The organism is Streptomyces sp. NPDC020807 (assembly GCF_040641575.1).
GTDB lineage: Bacteria > Actinomycetota > Actinomycetes > Streptomycetales > Streptomycetaceae > Streptomyces.
Genome location: NZ_JBFADU010000029.1, coordinates 34,070 through 50,584, shown reverse-complemented (window position 1 = coordinate 50,584; position 16,515 = coordinate 34,070). Strand labels below are relative to the sequence as shown.

General features: G+C 70.8%; 15 protein-coding genes. 14 read left to right on the top strand and 1 reads right to left on the bottom strand.

All coding sequences use genetic code 11. The features are described 5' to 3' along the window. Window positions 1-73: 73 nt before the first annotated feature. The 11 genes from AB0G79_RS29370 to AB0G79_RS29320 all read left to right on the top strand — a co-directional run bounded on the left by AB0G79_RS29370 (window position 74) and on the right by AB0G79_RS29320 (window position 12,559). Entirely contained in the window at window positions 74-1,006 is a 933-nt protein-coding gene (locus AB0G79_RS29370) for an ABC transporter permease (protein WP_360811752.1), read from the top strand. Continuing rightward, window positions 999-1,952: an ABC transporter permease gene (locus AB0G79_RS29365; RefSeq protein WP_360811708.1), complete on the top strand. Its 954-nt coding sequence runs from the start codon at window positions 999-1,001 to the stop codon at window positions 1,950-1,952. Before AB0G79_RS29370 ends, AB0G79_RS29365 begins: the two co-directional genes overlap by 8 nt. Window positions 1,953-1,966: 14 nt before the next feature. After that, on the top strand, window positions 1,967-3,025 hold the full coding sequence (locus AB0G79_RS29360; protein WP_360811706.1) for an ABC transporter ATP-binding protein: 1,059 nt from the start codon (window positions 1,967-1,969) through the stop codon (window positions 3,023-3,025). Continuing rightward, the gene (locus tag AB0G79_RS29355; RefSeq protein ID WP_360811704.1) at window positions 3,018-4,103 is read left to right on the top strand and encodes a dipeptide ABC transporter ATP-binding protein; all 1,086 of its coding nucleotides are present in this window, start codon (window positions 3,018-3,020) and stop codon (window positions 4,101-4,103) included. Before AB0G79_RS29360 ends, AB0G79_RS29355 begins: the two co-directional genes overlap by 8 nt. Before the next feature lie 108 nt (window positions 4,104-4,211). Beyond that, window positions 4,212-5,444, top strand: a complete 1,233-nt coding sequence (locus AB0G79_RS29350; protein ID WP_360811702.1) for an N-acetylmuramoyl-L-alanine amidase — start codon at window positions 4,212-4,214, stop codon at window positions 5,442-5,444. Window positions 5,445-5,559: 115 nt separating this feature from the next. Beyond that, window positions 5,560-7,188, top strand: coding sequence for an ABC transporter substrate-binding protein (locus AB0G79_RS29345; protein ID WP_360811700.1), 1,629 nt, complete (start codon window positions 5,560-5,562; stop codon window positions 7,186-7,188). A gap of 122 nt (window positions 7,189-7,310) precedes the next feature. Further along, a complete protein-coding gene (locus AB0G79_RS29340) occupies window positions 7,311-8,234 on the top strand; it encodes an ABC transporter permease (protein WP_360811698.1) in 924 nt (307 codons plus the stop codon). Then, a complete protein-coding gene (locus tag AB0G79_RS29335; RefSeq protein WP_360811696.1) occupies window positions 8,227-9,213 on the top strand; it encodes an ABC transporter permease in 987 nt (328 codons plus the stop codon). Before AB0G79_RS29340 ends, AB0G79_RS29335 begins: the two co-directional genes overlap by 8 nt. A 6-nt stretch (window positions 9,214-9,219) precedes the next feature. Next, the gene (locus AB0G79_RS29330; protein WP_360811694.1) at window positions 9,220-10,203 is read left to right on the top strand and encodes an ABC transporter ATP-binding protein; all 984 of its coding nucleotides are present in this window, start codon (window positions 9,220-9,222) and stop codon (window positions 10,201-10,203) included. Further along, complete coding sequence (locus AB0G79_RS29325; RefSeq protein WP_360811692.1) at window positions 10,196-11,326, top strand: dipeptide ABC transporter ATP-binding protein; 1,131 nt, start codon at window positions 10,196-10,198, stop codon at window positions 11,324-11,326. The genes AB0G79_RS29330 and AB0G79_RS29325 overlap by 8 nt, the downstream gene beginning before the upstream one ends. 192 nt (window positions 11,327-11,518) lie before the next feature. Continuing rightward, a complete protein-coding gene (locus AB0G79_RS29320; RefSeq protein ID WP_360811690.1) occupies window positions 11,519-12,559 on the top strand; it encodes a hypothetical protein in 1,041 nt (346 codons plus the stop codon). 39 nt (window positions 12,560-12,598) lie between these two features. On the opposite strand, the gene AB0G79_RS29315 is transcribed toward AB0G79_RS29320, so the two are convergent. Then, window positions 12,599-14,770: an alpha/beta fold hydrolase gene (locus AB0G79_RS29315; protein WP_360811688.1), complete on the bottom strand. Its 2,172-nt coding sequence runs from the start codon at window positions 14,768-14,770 to the stop codon at window positions 12,599-12,601. Between the two features lie 170 nt (window positions 14,771-14,940). On the opposite strand from AB0G79_RS29315, the gene AB0G79_RS29310 reads away from it, so the two are divergent. Genes AB0G79_RS29310 through AB0G79_RS29300 form a run of 3 tightly spaced genes read left to right on the top strand, consistent with a single transcriptional unit; the run spans window position 14,941 to window position 16,459 of the window. After that, a complete protein-coding gene (locus tag AB0G79_RS29310) occupies window positions 14,941-15,135 on the top strand; it encodes a hypothetical protein (protein ID WP_360811686.1) in 195 nt (64 codons plus the stop codon). A 50-nt stretch (window positions 15,136-15,185) separates the two neighbouring features. Continuing rightward, entirely contained in the window at window positions 15,186-16,079 is an 894-nt protein-coding gene (gene mshB / locus AB0G79_RS29305; RefSeq protein WP_360811684.1) for an N-acetyl-1-D-myo-inositol-2-amino-2-deoxy-alpha-D-glucopyranoside deacetylase, read from the top strand. Further along, window positions 16,076-16,459 carry a DUF6113 family protein gene (locus AB0G79_RS29300; protein WP_360811682.1) on the top strand — a complete coding sequence of 128 codons (384 nt, stop codon included), beginning with the start codon at window positions 16,076-16,078 and terminating at the stop codon, window positions 16,457-16,459. The genes mshB and AB0G79_RS29300 overlap by 4 nt, the downstream gene beginning before the upstream one ends. Window positions 16,460-16,515 lie beyond the last annotated feature (56 nt).

Below are 16,515 nucleotides of genomic sequence, written 5' to 3'. Positions count from 1 at the left end.
CCATGCCCGCATCCGGGCATGGTGTCGAGGAAGGGCCCGTCGGCTGCCGCCGCTACATCTCAACGGAGGCATGATGGGGCGTTATGTCGCACGACGACTGCTCCAGATGATCCCGGTATTCCTCGGGACGACCCTGCTGATCTTCCTCATGGTGCGCAGCCTGCCCGGTGACCCCGTGCTTGCCATGTTCGGCGACAAGGGCGCCGACCCGGCGACGCTCGCCGCGAAGCGCCATGAACTCGGTCTCGACCGACCTCAGTGGGTGCAGTACGTCACGTATATGTGGGACATGGTCTGGCACCAGGACTTCGGTACCCAGATCCGCAACGGGCGTCCGGTCACGGAAGTGCTCGGCGACGCGTTCCCCATCACGCTCCAGCTCGCCGCCCTGGCCTTCGCCATCGAGCTGATCTTCGGCATCGGCCTCGGCGTCATCGGCGGCCTCCGTGCCGGTCGTCTCGCCGACAACGTGATCCTGATCTTCACCCTGCTGATCATCTCGATCCCGGTCTTCGTGCTCGGCTACATCATCAAGATGGTGTTCGCCTTCAATCTGGGCTGGATCTCACCGAACGTCAGCACCGAACCGGTACTGAGCGAGATGATCGCTCCGGCCATCGTCCTCGGTGGTCTCTCCCTTGCCTATGTGGCGCGCCTCACGCGTACGTCCATGGCGGAGAACCTGCGCGCCGACTACATGCGCACGGCCGTCGCCAAGGGCCTCCCGCGCCGCCGCGTCATCGGCGTCCACCTGATGCGCAACTCGATGATCCCGGTCGTCACCTTCCTCGGCACCGACATCGGCGCCCTCATGGGCGGTGCGGTCGTCACCGAGGCGATCTTCAACATCAAGGGTGTCGGTGGCGTCATCGCCGAGTCGATCTCCCGGCGTGAAGGCGAGACGCTCGTCGGCCTCGTGACCATCCTGGTGATCGTCTACCTCATCACCAGCCTCCTCATCGACCTGCTGTACGCGGTCCTGGACCCGAGGATCCGGTATGCCTGACGTGACCAAGACCGCGACCGCCGTCGACCAGGCCGTCGCCGCCCCCGCGGCCGGCGTGTCCGCGCCGGTGGAGAAGCCGGAGAAGGCGCGCAGCCTCTGGGGCGACGCCTGGGCCGACCTGCGCCGCAACCCGTACTTCATCGTCTCGTCCGTGCTGATCGCCCTGCTGCTGATCATCTCGGCCGTGCCGAGCCTCTTCACCAGCGCGTCCCCGACGACCGGTGACCTGGTCCACCACTTCCTCAGCAAGCCGGAGCTCGGCTCCATAGGCTCGCCCGAGTGGCTGGGCTACGACCAGCAGGGCCGTTCCGTCTACGCCCGACTGATCTACGGCACCCGTGCCTCGATCATCGTCGGCGTCGCCGTGACCGCGATCGTCACCCTCGTCGGCGGCATCATGGGCATGATCTCCGGCTACTTCGGTGGCTGGGTCGACGCCGTGCTGTCCCGCCTGACGGACGTCTTCTTCGGCATCCCGTTCCTGCTCGGTGCCATGGTCGTCCTGCAGTCCTTCGTCGAGCGCACCGTCTGGGTCGTCGTCTTCGCCCTGGCGTTCCTCGGCTGGACCCAGATCACCCGCGTCATGCGCGGTGCCGTGATCACGATCAAGCAGGCCGACTACGTCCACGCCGCCAAGGCGCTCGGCGCGGGTACGAGCCGGATCCTCTTCCGGCACATCCTGCCCAACGCCATGGCGCCCGTGATCGTCGTCGCGACCATCGCGCTCGGCGGCTACATCTCGGCCGAGGCCACCCTGTCCTTCCTCGGCCTGGGCCTCGCCGCCCCGACCGTCTCCTGGGGTGTCGACATCTCCGCCGGTGTCGCCCAGATCCGAGTGGCCCCGCACGTCCTGCTCTGGCCCTCGATCATGCTGAGCCTCACCGTTCTGGCGTTCATCATGCTCGGCGAAGCCGTCCGCAACGCCCTCGACCCCAAGCTGCGCTGAGGAGGGCGTAAAAGATGAGCATCATCGACCAGACCGCGACCGTCCCGTCGCCGCGCGGCGACTCCGACCACAACGGTCCGCTGCTCGAAGTCCGTGACCTGCACGTCGAGTTCCACACCCGTGACGGTGTGGCCAAGGCGGTCAACGGCGTGAACTACTCGGTGAACGCCGGCGAGACCCTCGCCGTCCTCGGCGAGTCCGGTTCCGGCAAGTCCGTGACGGCGCAGGCCGTCATGGGCATCCTCGACATGCCCCCCGGCAAGATCCCGCAGGGCGAGATCCTCTTCCGCGGCCAGGACATGCTGAAGATGTCCGAGGAGGAGCGCCGGAAGATCCGCGGCCGGAAGATCGCCATGATCTTCCAGGACGCGCTGTCCTCCCTGAACCCGGTCCTCTCCGTCGGCTACCAGCTCGGCGAGATGTTCCGCGTGCACCACGGCATGTCCAAGAAGGACGCCAAGGTCAAGGCCATCGAGCTGATGGACAAGGTCAAGATCCCCGCCGCCAAGGCGCGGGTCACCGACTACCCCCACCAGTTCTCCGGCGGTATGCGCCAGCGCATCATGATCGCCATGGCGCTCGCCCTGGAGCCGGACCTGATCATCGCCGACGAGCCCACCACGGCTCTCGACGTGACCGTCCAGGCCCAGGTCATGGACCTCCTCGCGGAGCTCCAGCAGGAATACAACATGGGTCTGATCCTGATCACCCACGACCTCGGCGTCGTCGCCGACGTCGCGGACAAGATCGCCGTGATGTACGCCGGCCGGATCGTCGAGCAGGCGCCGGTGCACGAGCTGTACGCGCGCCCCGCGCACCCGTACACCCGGGGTCTCCTCGACTCGATCCCGCGCCTGGACCAGAAGGGCCAGGAGCTCTACGCGATCAAGGGTCTGCCGCCCAACCTCCTGAAGGTGCCCACCGGTTGCGCCTTCAACCCGCGTTGCCCCAAGGCCGACGACCTCTGCCGCACGGAGATCCCCGCGCTGGTTCCGGTCACCGAGCTGGACGGCGCGGACCTCCCGGGCCGCAAGAGCGCCTGCCACTTCTGGAAGGAGACGATCCATGGCTGACATCAACAACGAGGACGCCGTGGCCGCCGCCCTTGAGGCCCCCGTGGGCCGCGGGGAGCCGATCCTCCAGGTGCGCAACCTGAAGAAGCACTTCCCGCTGACGCAGGGCATCCTCTTCAAGAAGCAGGTCGGCGCGGTCAAGGCCGTGGACGGGGTCTCCTTCGACCTCTACCAGGGCGAGACCCTCGGCATCGTGGGCGAGTCCGGCTGTGGCAAGTCCACGGTCGCCAAGCTCCTCATGAACCTGGAGCGCGCCACCGCGGGCGAGGTCTTCTACAAGGGCCAGGACATCACCAAGCTGTCCGGCCGCGCCCTGAAGGCCGTCCGCCGCAACATCCAGATGGTGTTCCAGGACCCGTACACCTCGCTGAACCCGCGCATGACGGTCGGCGACATCATCGGCGAGCCCTTCGACATCCACCCCGAGGTGGCCCCCAAGGGCGACCGGCGCCGCAAGGTGCAGGAGCTCCTGGACGTCGTCGGTCTCAACCCGGAGTACATCAACCGGTACCCGCACCAGTTCTCCGGCGGTCAGCGCCAGCGCATCGGCATCGCCCGCGGCCTCGCGCTCAACCCGGAGATCATCATCTGCGACGAGCCGGTCTCGGCCCTGGACGTCTCCGTCCAGGCGCAGGTCATCAACCTGATGGGGAAGCTGCAGGACGAGTTCAACCTCTCCTACGTCTTCATCGCGCACGACCTGTCGATCGTCCGGCACATCTCCGACCGTGTCGGCGTCATGTACCTCGGCAAGATGGCCGAGATCGGTACGGACGAGCAGATCTACGAGCACCCGACGCACCCCTACACCCAGGCGCTGCTCTCCGCGGTGCCGGTGCCGGACCCGGAGGCCCGCGCGCACCGCGAGCGGATCATCCTCACCGGTGACGTCCCCTCGCCGGCGAACCCGCCGTCGGGCTGCAGCTTCCGCACCCGTTGCTGGAAGGCGCAGGAGAAGTGCGCGCAGGAGACCCCTGTCCTCGCGGTCCCGCAGCGCTTCCAGGGCCAGAACACCCCGGCCGCCCACTTCTCGGCGTGCCACTTCGCCGAGGAGAAGCAGGTCGTGCCGGTGCACTGACGCCAGTGCGCTGAAACACCCCGCAGCACGGCCGGCCCCCGGCGCCCGAGACGGCGCGGGGGGCCGGCCGTTTCGCACGCGCGCCCGGGGGAGGCGACCTGCGTCAGGGTGAAGTACGACCCCGGGCACGGCGGCGTCTCCACGTCCCGGCCCGTCGCCCGGGACATGGTCGTGCCCATGATCACCGCGACCGGACCGATGAACCCCCGCCGCCGCACGTTCCTGACCGGTGCGCTGACCGGCGCATTCGCCCTGGGCGCGACCGCCGCCCTGCCGCCCGCCGAGGCGCGCGCCGCCGCCCCCCTCGCGCCGCCGCCCCCGGCCCCCCTCGCGGAGCCGCGCGCCGCCGCCTCCGCCGAGCCGCCCGCCGCCTCCCCGCCGGAGCCCCCCGCCGTCGCGGACTGCGGAACCTGGGGCGCCGCCCCGCCGGCCGAGCCCCTCACCACCGTCCCCGCCCCGCCGGTCAAGATCCTCGTCCACCACACGGCCACGCCCAACGTCACCGACTACAGCCGGGAGGCGGCCTTCCGGCTCGCCCGCTCCATGCAGCACTGGGCGATCGCCGACCGGGGCTGGAGCGACACCGGCCAGCACTTCACCCTCAGCCGCGGCGGGCACGTCGTCGAGGGCCGGCACGGTTCCCTCGCCGAGCTCCGGCGGGGGACCCGTACGGTCGAGTCCGCGCACTGCACCGGACAGAACACCGTGGCCATCGGCATCGAGACCGAGGGCACGTACGGCTCCGTCGACCCGCGCGAGACGCAGTACGAGGCCCTCGTCGACCTCTGCGCCCACATCTGCCACCAGTACGGCCTGCGGGCGTACCAGATCTACGGCCACCGGGACTTCAACGCCACCGAGTGCCCCGGAGACCGGCTGTACGCCCTGCTGCCGAAGCTCCGCGCGGACGTGGCCGACCGGATCGGCGGCGACCCGGCGGCCCCGGAGTGGCCCGTCCTCCACCCCGGCGACTCCGGCCCGGCCGTGCGGGCGCTGCAGCACCTCCTGGCCGGCCGTGGCGCGCCCCTCGCCGCCGACGGCTTCTACGGCCCCGCCACCGACCGGGCCGTACGGGACTTCCGGGCGCTGGTCCGCGCGACCCCCGACGCGCTGGCGGGCCCTCAGCTCTGGCACCAGCTCTCCGCGCCGGTGCGGCGGGACGCGTCGGGCGAGAGCGTCAGGGCCGTCCAGCTGCTGCTGGCCGCGCGCGGCCTCCCGACCCCGCTCGACGGGGTCTTCGGGCCGGTGACGGAGAAGTCGGTCACGGCCTTCCAGGAGGGCGCGGCACTGCCCCCCGACGGACGCGTCGACGCCCGCACGTTCGCCCGTCTGCTCGCCTGAGCGGTGACGGCGCCGCACATCCGTCCCCTATCCGGACGCCGACAACATGCGTGCCTTCTGATTTCGGGTCATATTGAGCCCTAAGTCACACTTGAGGACATATGGGAGGCACTCCATGCGCGGAGCCACGCACGCCAAGTGGGCCGCACTGGCCACCGCAGTCGCCCTCGCGGCGACCGCATGCGGCGGCGGCGACGACAGCGGCGGTGGTGGAGGGGCCGACGGCATCGTGACCTCCTCGTGGGGCGACCCCCAGAACCCACTGGAGCCGGCGAACACCAACGAGGTGCAGGGCGGCAAGGTCCTCTCCATGATCTTCCGGGGGCTGAAGGAGTACGACCCGAAGACCGGCGAGGCCAAGGACATGCTCGCCGAGAAGATCGAGACGACCGACTCGACGAACTTCACCATCACGGTCAAGGACGGCTGGACCTTCTCCAACGGCGAGAAGGTCACCGCCAAGTCCTTCGTGGACGCCTGGAACTACGGCGCCCACCTGAAGAACAACCAGAAGAACGCGTACTTCTTCGGCCAGATCGAGGGCTACGACAAGGTCCACCCCGAGTCGGGCGAGCCGACCGCCGAGACCATGTCCGGCCTCAAGGTCACCGGCGACCGGACCTTCACGGTCAAGCTCACCCAGAAGTTCTCCACCTGGCCGGTGACCCTCGGCTACTCCGCCTTCTCCCCGCTGCCGAAGGCCTTCTTCGACGACCACGCGGCCTGGCTGTCGAAGCCCGTCGGCAACGGCCCGTACACGATCGACTCGTACGCCAAGGGCTCGCAGATGCAGCTCAAGCGCTGGGACGACTACCCGGGCGCCGACAAGGCGCAGAACGGCGGCGTGACCCTCAAGGTCTACACCGACAACAACACCGCCTACACCGACCTGACGGCCGGCAACCTCGACCTCGTCGACGACGTCCCCGCCGCCCAGCTGAAGAACGTCTCGGCGGACCTCGGCGACCGGTACATCAACGTCCCCGCCGGCATCATCCAGACCCTGTCGTTCCCGTTCTACGACGCCAACTGGAACAAGCCCAACCAGAACAAGCTCCGGCAGGGCCTCTCCATGGCCATCGACCGGGAGCAGATCACCGAGACGATCTTCCAGAAGACCCGCACCCCCGCCAAGGACTGGACCTCCCCGGTGCTCGGCGAGGACGGCGGCTACAAGGACGTCTGCGGCGAGTTCTGCCAGTACGACCCGGCCAAGGCCAAGGCCCTGGTCGCGGAGGGCGGCGGCATCCCCGGCGGCACGATGAAGATCTCGTACAACGCCGACACGGGCTCCCACAAGGAGTGGGTGGACGCGGTCTGCAACTCCATCAACCGCGCCCTCGGCAACAACACCGCCTGTGTCGGCAATCCGGTCGGCACCTTCGCCGACTACCGCAACCAGGTCACGACCCAGAAGCTGACGGGGCCGTTCCGCGCCGGCTGGCAGATGGACTACCCGCTCATCCAGAACTTCCTCCAGCCGCTGTACTACACGAACGCCTCGTCCAACGACGGCAAGTACTCGGACAAGGAGTTCGACAAGCTGGTGGACCAGGCCAACGCCGAGAGCGACACGGCCAAGGCGGTGCAGCTCTTCCAGCAGGCCGAGGGCGTCCTCCGCGACGACATGGGCGCGATCCCGCTCTGGTACCAGAACGGCAGCGCCGGCTACTCGGAGAAGGTCTCCAACGTGAGCCTGAACTCCTTCAGCGTGCCGGTCTACGACCAGATCAAGGTCAACTGACGTCGTAGAAGGTCGGCGGCGCACGGCCCGGCCAGCGGACACCCCGCGCCGGGCCGTACGCCGTTCCGGGCCCCACCCGGAGCCCACCACCCTCTACCCGGAGCCAACCCCCGGAGCCCCTCATGGGTCGTTATGTGATCCGGCGACTGCTGCAGATGATCCCGGTCTTCTTCGGCGCCACGCTGTTGATCTTCCTGATGGTGAACGTGATGGGCGACCCCATCGCCGGACTGTGCGGCGACCGCGCGTGCGACCCGGCGACCGCCGCCCAGCTGAGGAAGGAGTTCGGACTCGACAAGCCCGTCTGGCAGCAGTACCTGACCTACATGGGCAACGTCTTCACCGGAGACTTCGGCACCGCCTTCAACGGGCAGCCGGTCACCGAACTGATGGCCGCCGCCTTCCCCGTCACCATCAGGCTCACCATCGTCGCGATCCTCTTCGAGATCGTCATCGGCATCAGCCTCGGCGTGCTCACCGGCCTCAAGCGCGGACGCCCCGTCGACACGGCCGTCCTGCTGCTCACCCTGGTCGTCCTCGCCATCCCGACCTTCGTCACCGGCCTGCTCGTGCAGCTCCTCCTCGGCGTCAAGTGGGGCTGGATCAAGCCCGCCGTCTCGCCCGAGGCCCCCTTCAACGAGCTCATCGTCCCCGGCCTCGTCCTCGCCTCGGTCTCGCTCGCGTACGTCACCCGGCTCACCCGGACCTCGATCGCCGAGAACAAGCGGGCCGACTACGTCCGCACCGCCGTCGCCAAGGGCCTGCCGCGCCGCCGGGTCATCAGCCGCCACCTGCTGCGCAACAGCCTCATCCCCGTCGTCACCTTCATCGGCGCGGACGTCGGCGCGCTCATGGGCGGCGCCATCGTCACCGAGCGGATCTTCAACATCCACGGTGTCGGCTACCAGCTCTACCAGGGCATCCTCCGCCAGAACACGCAGACCGTGGTCGGCTTCGTCACCATCCTCGTCCTGATCTTCCTGCTGGCGAACCTGCTGGTCGATCTCCTGTACGCCGTCCTTGACCCGAGGATCCGCTATGCCTGAGCCGCTCGAACCCGTCGAAGAGGGCCGCTCCATCGCCGCCACCGGCGCCGGAGGCGCGACCGACCTCGCCATGGCCGAGGCGGAGACCCTCGAGAAGACCCCCGGGGGCCCCCGGGGCACGGGAACCGACAAGAAGCCCCGCTCCCTGTGGTCCGACGCCTGGCACGACCTGCGCCGCAACCCCGTCTTCATCATCTCGGGCCTGGTCATCCTCTTCCTGGTCGTCATCGCCATCTGGCCGCAGCTCATCGCCTCCGGCGACCCCCTCGACTGCGACCTCTCCAAGGCACAGGAAGGCTCCCAGCCCGGCCACCCCTTCGGCTTCAACGGCCAGGGCTGCGACGTCTACACCCGAACCGTCTACGGAGCCAGGGCCTCCATCCAGGTCGGCGTCTTCGCCACCCTCGGCGTGACCCTCATCGGCTCGCTCCTCGGCGGCCTCGCCGGCTTCTTCGGCGGATTCTGGGACGGGATCCTCTCCCGCATCACCGACGTCTTCTTCGCCATCCCCGTCGTCCTCGGCGGCCTCGTCCTGCTCTCCGTCGTCAGCAACGCCACCGTCTGGCCCGTCATCGGCTTCATGATCCTGCTCGGCTGGCCGCAGATCTCCCGCATCGCCCGCGGCTCGGTCATCACCGCCAAACAGAACGACTACGTCCAGGCCGCCCGCGCGCTCGGCGCCTCCAACTCCCGGATGCTGCTGCGGCACATCACGCCCAACGCCGTCGCGCCGGTCATCGTCGTCGCCACCATCGCCCTCGGCACCTACATCGCCCTGGAGGCGACGCTCTCCTTCCTCGGCGTCGGCCTGAAGCCCCCGACCGTCTCCTGGGGCATCGACATCTCCTCGGCGTCGCCGTACATCCGCAACGCGCCGCACATGCTGCTCTGGCCCTCCGGCGCCCTCGCGGTGACGGTGCTCGCCTTCATCATGCTCGGCGACGCCGTCCGCGACGCCCTCGACCCGAAGCTGAGGTAGGGACCCATGCTGCTCGAAGTGCGCAACCTGCACGTGGAGTTCCACACCCGCGAGGGCGTCGCCAAGGCCGTCAACGGCGTCGACTACTCCGTCGACGCCGGGGAGACCCTCGCCGTCCTCGGCGAGTCCGGCTCCGGCAAGTCCGTCACCGCCCAGGCCGTCATGGGCATCCTCGACATGCCCCCCGGCAAGATCAGCCAGGGCGAGATCCTCTTCCAGGGACAGGACCTCCTCAAGCTCAAGGAGGAGGAGCGCCGCAAGATCCGCGGCGCCAAGATGGCGATGGTCTTCCAGGACGCCCTGTCCTCGCTCAACCCCGTGGTCAGCGTCGGCGACCAGCTCGGCGAGATGTTCCAGGTCCACAAGGGCATGTCCCGGAAGGACTCCCGGGCCAAGGCCGTCGAGCTCATGGACCGCGTCCGCATCCCCGCCGCCAAGGAACGCGTGGGCCAGTACCCCCACCAGTTCTCCGGCGGCATGCGCCAGCGCATCATGATCGCCATGGCGCTCGCCCTCGAACCCGAGCTGATCATCGCGGACGAGCCCACCACCGCCCTCGACGTCACCGTCCAGGCCCAGGTCATGGACCTCCTCGCCGAGCTCCAGCGCGAACTCAACATGGGGCTCATCCTCATCACCCACGACCTCGGCGTCGTCGCCGACGTCGCCGACAAGATCGCCGTCATGTACGCCGGCCGGATCGTCGAACGGGCCCCCGTCCACGAGATCTACAAGGCCCCCGCCCACCCCTACACCCGGGGCCTGCTCGACTCCATCCCGCGCCTGGACCAGAAGGGCCAGGAGCTGTACGCGATCAAGGGCCTCCCGCCCAACCTGCTCGCCATCCCGCCCGGCTGCGCCTTCAACCCCCGCTGCCCCATGGCCCAGGACGTCTGCCGCACCGACGTGCCCCCGCTGTACGAGGTGACCGAGTCCCCGGTACCGCGCTCCAGCGCCTGCCACTTCTGGAAGGAGTGCCTCCATGGCTGACACGGCTGCCACGGCTGAGAAAGCCAGGACGTCCGAGGCCATCCTCGAAGTCCGGGACCTCCACAAGCACTACCCCCTCACCCAGGGCATCCTGTTCAAGAAGCAGGTCGGCGCCGTCAAGGCCGTCGACGGCGTCGACTTCACCCTCGCCGCCGGCGAGACCCTCGGCATCGTCGGCGAGTCCGGCTGCGGCAAGTCCACCGTCGCCAAGATGCTCGTCAACCTCGAACGCCCCACCTCCGGCGAGATCCGCTACAAGGGCGAGGACATCACCAAGCTCTCCCCGCGCGCCCTCAAGGCCGTCCGCCGCAACATCCAGATGGTGTTCCAGGACCCGTACACCTCGCTCAACCCCCGCATGACGGTCGGCGACATCATCGGCGAGCCGTACGAGATCCACCCCGAGGTCGCGCCGAAGGGGGACCGCCGCCGCAAGGTCCAGGACCTCCTGGACGTCGTCGGCCTCAACCCCGAGTACATCAACCGCTATCCGCACCAGTTCTCCGGCGGCCAGCGCCAGCGCATCGGCATCGCCCGCGGCCTCGCGCTCCAGCCCGAGATCATCGTCGCGGACGAGCCCGTCTCCGCCCTCGACGTCTCCGTCCAGGCGCAGGTCGTCAACCTCCTGGAGAAGCTCCAGCAGGAGTTCTCCCTCAGTTACGTGTTCATCGCCCACGACCTGTCGATCGTCCGGCACATCTCCGACCGCGTCGGCGTCATGTACCTGGGCCGGGTCGTCGAGATCGGCAGCGACGCCGAGATCTACGACCACCCCACCCACCCGTACACGCAGGCGCTGCTCTCCGCCGTCCCCGTCCCCGACCCGGAGGCCCGCGCCCACCGCGAACGGATCATCCTCACCGGCGACGTCCCCTCACCGGCCAACGTCCCCTCAGGCTGCCGCTTCCGCACCCGCTGCTGGAAGGCGCAGGAACGGTGCGCCCTGGAGGTCCCGCTCCTCGCCGTGCCCGCCGTCTTCCGCCTCACCGACAGCCCGGCGAAGCACGACTCGGCCTGCCACTTCGCCGAGGAGAAGCAGGTCGTCCCGCCGGAGGACACCGGCGGACAGGAGCCGCCCGGCGGCTTGGAGCCCCCGGCGGAGCCCGGCCCCAAGTCCCTTTAACGCACCGGCAATCCGGCGGAATCGGGACCGATATACGGACACGCGAGACTGCTCTGCGTACGGCCGTGCGGGTGCCGTGAGCCGGGCCGGAGGCGCGCCATGTCGCCCCCGGTCCGGCTTCCCGCATCCCCGGCCCCTCGCGTTACGCGGAACCGCTTGTTTCGCCGGGCCGCGACCGTGAGTATCGGGACCGTGACTGTGACGCGACCCGCACGTCTCACGGGCGCCGCGCTCTGCGCCGTGCTCGCCCTCGTCTCCGCCGTCTGGGTCCTCAAGGACCTCGCGGCGGTCGGTTCGCCCGCCGACCTCTTATGGGCCTGGGCCGGGGACTACCAGTACGTCGTGCGGGGGTCGGCCGCCACCTCCCTGCTCGACCCGCTGCTCCTCGCCGTCTCCGTCGCCGCCGCCGTCGCGGCCCTGCGCTCCGGCCACGCCGCCTCCGCGCTCGCCGCCGCCGGAGCCCTCACCCTTGCCGTACGCCTGCCCGGCGTCTGGGGCGGTGACAACGCGGCGCTCGTCACCTCGCTGCTCGACGTCGCCCTCGCCGTCGGCCTGCTGGTCGTCGCCGCCGCAGGCCGCCGCGACCCCCACTCGCCCGCCGAGCGGGTCCCCACCCGGCCGGTCCCGGGCAGGGCCGCCGGCGCGGGCGTCCTCCTCCTGGCCGGAGCGCTCGTCGTGCTCGGGTGGGAGATCTACGTCGCCACCGAACTGGACCTGCAGTACACGGTCGACCGCGTCCTCGGCGGCCGGACCGTCATGGCCGTGAGCCTCGCGCCGCCGCCCGCCTGGATGTCGCTGACCCTCCTCGGCCTGTACGCGACAGGGGCCTTCGCCGCATTCGCCCGCGCCGGGCACACCCGGGCCTTCGGGCTCCTGGGCGGCGCGGTCCTGGCCACGTACGGCCTCCTCGGGACCGCGCAGGCCCTCCGGGCGGGGACGTTCGTCCACGTCTGGGACGGCGGCGCGGCCCTGGAGGTCCTGTCGCTCCTCACCGTCGTCTTCGAGCTGCTCGCCGGGAGCGCCGTCCTGGCCCTCCTGGCCGGACGCGGCACCCCCGTCACCACGCCCGCCCGCCACGGCTCGTACGGCTCCTATGGCGGCGCGCCGGGCTCGTACGGCGCTCCCGGCTCATACGGTGCTCCCGGCTCGTACGGTGCACCGGGCTCGTACGGGCCGCCGCCCGGTTCCCACGGCCCGCCCGCGCCCCCGTCCTCCCCGCCGCCCGGCTGGTGACGGCAGGGCCCGACGGCCCTGCCGCCCGACCGGCCCGCCCTACCCCTCCATCCCCAGCGCCCGCTTCAGGAAGTCCACCTGAAGCAGCAGCAGGTTCTCCGCCACCTGTTCCTGCGGCGTCATGTGCGTGACCCCCGACAGCGGCAGCACCTCGTGCGGCCGGCCCGCGGCGAGCAGCGCCGACGAGAGGCGCAGCGCGTGCGCGACGACCACGTTGTCGTCGGCGAGGCCGTGCACCACCATCAGGGGCCGCACCGGCTCCTCGGGCGCGACGAGCCCGTCGTCGGTGAGCAGCGACTGCGTCGCGTACACCTCCGGATCGTCCTGCGGGGTGCCGAGGTACCGCTCCGTGTAGTGGGTGTCGTACAGCCGCCAGTCCGTCACCGGCGCGCCCGCGACCGCCGCGTGGAAGACGTCGGGCCGCTGGAGCACCGCACGCGCGGCGAGGTAACCGCCGTACGACCAGCCCCGGATCGCGACCCGCTCCAGATCGAACGGGAACCGCTCGGCGAGTGCGCGCAGCGCGTCCACCTGGTCGTCGAGGGTTGGCGTGAAGTCGCGCAGGATCGCCTTCTCCCAGGCGGGGGAGCGGCCCGGCGTGCCCCGCCCGTCCGCCACGACCACCGCGAACCCCTGGTCGGCGAACCACTGGGACGTCAGATGCGGGTTGTGGGACGCCGTCACGCGCTGCCCGTGCGGGCCGCCGTACGGGTCCATGAGGACCGGCAGCGGCCCGTCCCCCTCCTCGTACCCCGTGGGCAGCAGCACCGCGCACGGGATCCGCCGCGCGCCCGCCTCCGTGAGGCGTACGCGCGCGGAGACCACCGGCTTCTGGGCGTACGAGGCCACCACGGCGACCTCCTCGCCGTCCCGCAGCACCCGGGCCGTGCTCCCCGGCGCCTCCGGCCGCGCCGAGACGAGGACGGTCACCGGCCCGCCCCGTACGGCCCCGTGGACGCCGACGCCCTCGGAGAGCCGCTCGGCACCCCCGGCGGTCACCCGGTAGACGTGGATCTCGCCGGTCTCCGGCGCGGGCGCCGAGGCCCCCGCGGAGGCGGAGACGAGCACGTCGTCCTCACCGAGCCCGAGGACCGCCCGCACGTGCAGCGAACCGTCCGTCAGCGCCTCCTCGCCCACGACGAGCGCCCGCGCCCCGCTCTCGTCCGAGAGCCGCACGAGCCGCCCGTCCGGGGCCCACGCCGGCACCCCGGGGAGCAGTTCGAGCCAGGCCGGGTCCTCCTCGGCCCGGACGGCCGTCGTCTTCCCCGACGCGACGTCCACCGACAGGTTCAGCTGCGTCCGCTGGTCCCGGCCCTGGACGACGAGGAGCGGCGCGCCCGCCGACGACCAGTGCACCCGCGCCAGACAGGGGTACCGCTCGCGGTCCCACACGACCTCCGTGCGGTCGGCACCGGACGCCCCGCCGAGGCCCATGAGGAAGAGCCGCACCTCCGCGTTGGCCGTCCCCGCCGCCGGGTACGCGACCCGCTGCGGCTCCCGCTCCGGGTGCGCCGGGTCCGCGATCCACCAACGGCGTACGTCCCCGTCGTCCGCGCGCGCGACGAGCAACCGGTCGGAGGCGGGGGACCACCAGTACCCACGGTCTCTTCCCATCTCCTCCGATGCGATGAATTCGGCCAATCCGTAGGAGACGTTCCCGTCCTCGGGCCCGGCGACCTCCCGATCGCCGGAACCGTCCGCTCCGACCACCCGCAGCGCCCCCTGCGCCACGTAGGCCACCAGGCGCCCGTCCGGCGACGGACGAGGGTCGACGACCGGCCCCGGCACCGCCAGCTCCCGCGCCGTACCGGCCCGCAGCTCGGCCGTGAACAGCCGCCCCGACAGGGCGAACGCCGCCACCTCGACCGCCGAGTCCACCGCGTACGCGACGACCCCGGCCGAGCCCTCCCGGCTCCGCTCGCGCCGCGCCCGCTCCTCGGCGGACAGCTCCTCGGCCGCGCCGCCGAGCAGCACGGCCGGGTCGGCGGCCACCCGCTCGACCGGCGCGCCGTCGCGCGGCAGATCGAGAACCCACAGCTTGTGCGTGCGGTCGTCACCCGCGCCCGACCGGACGAAGACGACCCGCTCCCCGTCCGGGGAGACCGAGAAACCACGGGGAACGCCCAGCGTGAACCGCTGTGTCCGGGCGAACTGACGGGGGAAGGAGAGCGTCGCCCGGGGTGTGGGCGGCGTGTGCGGCGTAGAGGTCATGCGGCTGAAACTAGCGCCGTGCGCCCCCCTCGTGCCTCCGTCCGCCGATCGATGCGGTGGCACGGATAGTTATGATCCGTAGCGCTAGGTGGGTATGCAGTCCGATGTGTGAGGCGACCGGCACATGCCGCTTGCCCGTTCCGACCGAAGAAGCGTGGAGGTGAACCGCCGTGGCACTCTCGATTTCGGTGGTGGTGCTGCTGGCGATCGTCGTCTTCCTGCTCATCCGGAAATCCGGGCTGAAGGCGGGACACGCGGCGATCTGCGCGCTCCTCGGGTTCTACCTGGCGAGCTCCTCCATCGCCCCGTCCGTCAGCACCCTGACGACGAACGTGGCGAACATGATCGGCGGCATCAAGTTCTGACCCGTCAGGCTTCGGGAGCCCCCGCGACAGGGGTCTCGTAGGCTGGGGCCATGTCCGATCTCCCCGCCCGTCGTCTGCTCCTCGTGCACGCGCACCCCGACGACGAGTCGATCAACAACGGCGCCACGATGGCCAGGTACGCGGCCGAGGGCGCCCTCGTCACCCTGGTCACCTGCACCCTCGGCGAGGAGGGCGAGGTCATCCCGCCCGAACTCGCCCACCTGGCCCCCGACCGCGAGGACCGGCTCGGCCCGCACCGCGTCGGCGAACTCGCCGCCGCCATGGCCGAGCTCGGCGTCACCGACCACCGCTTCCTCGGCGGCCCCGGCCGCTTCCGCGACTCCGGGATGATGGGCGCCGAGCAGAACAAGCGCGACAACGCGTTCTGGAACACGGACGTCGACACCGCCGCCCCCCACCTCGTCGAGGTCATCCGCGAGACCCGCCCGCAGGTCCTCGTCACGTACGACCCCGACGGCGGGTACGGCCACCCGGACCACATCCAGGCCCACCGCGTCGCCACCCGCGCCGCCGAACTCGCGGCGGACGCCTCGTACCGGCCCGACCTCGGCCCGGCCCACGCGATCGCCAAGATCTACTGGAACCGCGTCCCGCGCCCGGTCGCCGAGGCCGGCTTCGCCCGCCTCCGCGCCGAGGGCTCCGCCTTCCCCGCCGTCGCCGAGGTCGCCGACGTCCCCGGCGTCGTCGACGAGGACCGCATCACCACCGAGATCGCCCCCGACCCGGTGTACGCGGCCCGCAAGACCGCCGCCATGGCCGCGCACGCGACCCAGGTCGCCGTCGACGGCCCCTTCTTCGCCCTCTCCAACGACCTCGCCCAGCCCGTCTTCACCACCGAGTACTACGAGCTGGTCCAGGGCGTCCCCGGCGCCCCCGAAGGCACCCGTGAGACCGACCTCTTCGCCGGAGTGACCGCCGCATGAGCACCGCGCCCACCCCGCCCGCCGCCGAGGTCTCCCCGGCCGCCCGCTACACCTGGTACGCCGTCCTCCTCGTCCTCGGCGCCCTCGTCGGCACCGCCGGAGCGCTCGTCCAGGCCGCCTGGTTCCCCGCCGGACTGCTCCTCGGCCTCCTCGCGACCGCCGGACTCTTCTACGGAGGGCTGCGCGCCACCGGCACCCAGCTCGGCGTCGTCGCCGCCGGCGTCGGCTGGCTCCTCGCCGTCATCGTCCTGAGCTTCGGACGCCCCGAGGGTGACGGCGTGTTCGGCGGCGGCCTCGGGGAGCTGCTCTTCCTCTTCGGAGGCATGGCCACCGCTGTGATCTGCGCCACGCTGTCCCGGCTGTCACGACCGCCCCTGTGAACAGCCGGACTTGAGGGCACGGGCGGCCCGACTTCGGCCGGAATACGCGTCGTCGG

What these genes read in the sequence shown, in the direction of transcription:
- AB0G79_RS29370 (WP_360811752.1), top strand. Translation starts at nt 74, where the DNA reads ATGGGGCGTTATGTCGCACGACGACTGCTCCAGATGATCCCGGTATTC.
- AB0G79_RS29365 (WP_360811708.1), top strand. Translation starts at nt 999, where the DNA reads ATGCCTGACGTGACCAAGACCGCGACCGCCGTCGACCAGGCCGTCGCC.
- AB0G79_RS29360 (WP_360811706.1), top strand. Translation starts at nt 1,967, where the DNA reads ATGAGCATCATCGACCAGACCGCGACCGTCCCGTCGCCGCGCGGCGAC.
- AB0G79_RS29355 (WP_360811704.1), top strand. Translation starts at nt 3,018, where the DNA reads ATGGCTGACATCAACAACGAGGACGCCGTGGCCGCCGCCCTTGAGGCC.
- AB0G79_RS29345 (WP_360811700.1), top strand. Translation starts at nt 5,560, where the DNA reads ATGCGCGGAGCCACGCACGCCAAGTGGGCCGCACTGGCCACCGCAGTC.
- AB0G79_RS29340 (WP_360811698.1), top strand. Translation starts at nt 7,311, where the DNA reads ATGGGTCGTTATGTGATCCGGCGACTGCTGCAGATGATCCCGGTCTTC.
- AB0G79_RS29335 (WP_360811696.1), top strand. Translation starts at nt 8,227, where the DNA reads ATGCCTGAGCCGCTCGAACCCGTCGAAGAGGGCCGCTCCATCGCCGCC.
- AB0G79_RS29330 (WP_360811694.1), top strand. Translation starts at nt 9,220, where the DNA reads ATGCTGCTCGAAGTGCGCAACCTGCACGTGGAGTTCCACACCCGCGAG.
- AB0G79_RS29325 (WP_360811692.1), top strand. Translation starts at nt 10,196, where the DNA reads ATGGCTGACACGGCTGCCACGGCTGAGAAAGCCAGGACGTCCGAGGCC.
- AB0G79_RS29315 (WP_360811688.1), bottom strand. Translation starts at nt 14,770, where the DNA reads ATGACCTCTACGCCGCACACGCCGCCCACACCCCGGGCGACGCTCTCC.
- mshB (WP_360811684.1), top strand. Translation starts at nt 15,186, where the DNA reads ATGTCCGATCTCCCCGCCCGTCGTCTGCTCCTCGTGCACGCGCACCCC.
- AB0G79_RS29300 (WP_360811682.1), top strand. Translation starts at nt 16,076, where the DNA reads ATGAGCACCGCGCCCACCCCGCCCGCCGCCGAGGTCTCCCCGGCCGCC.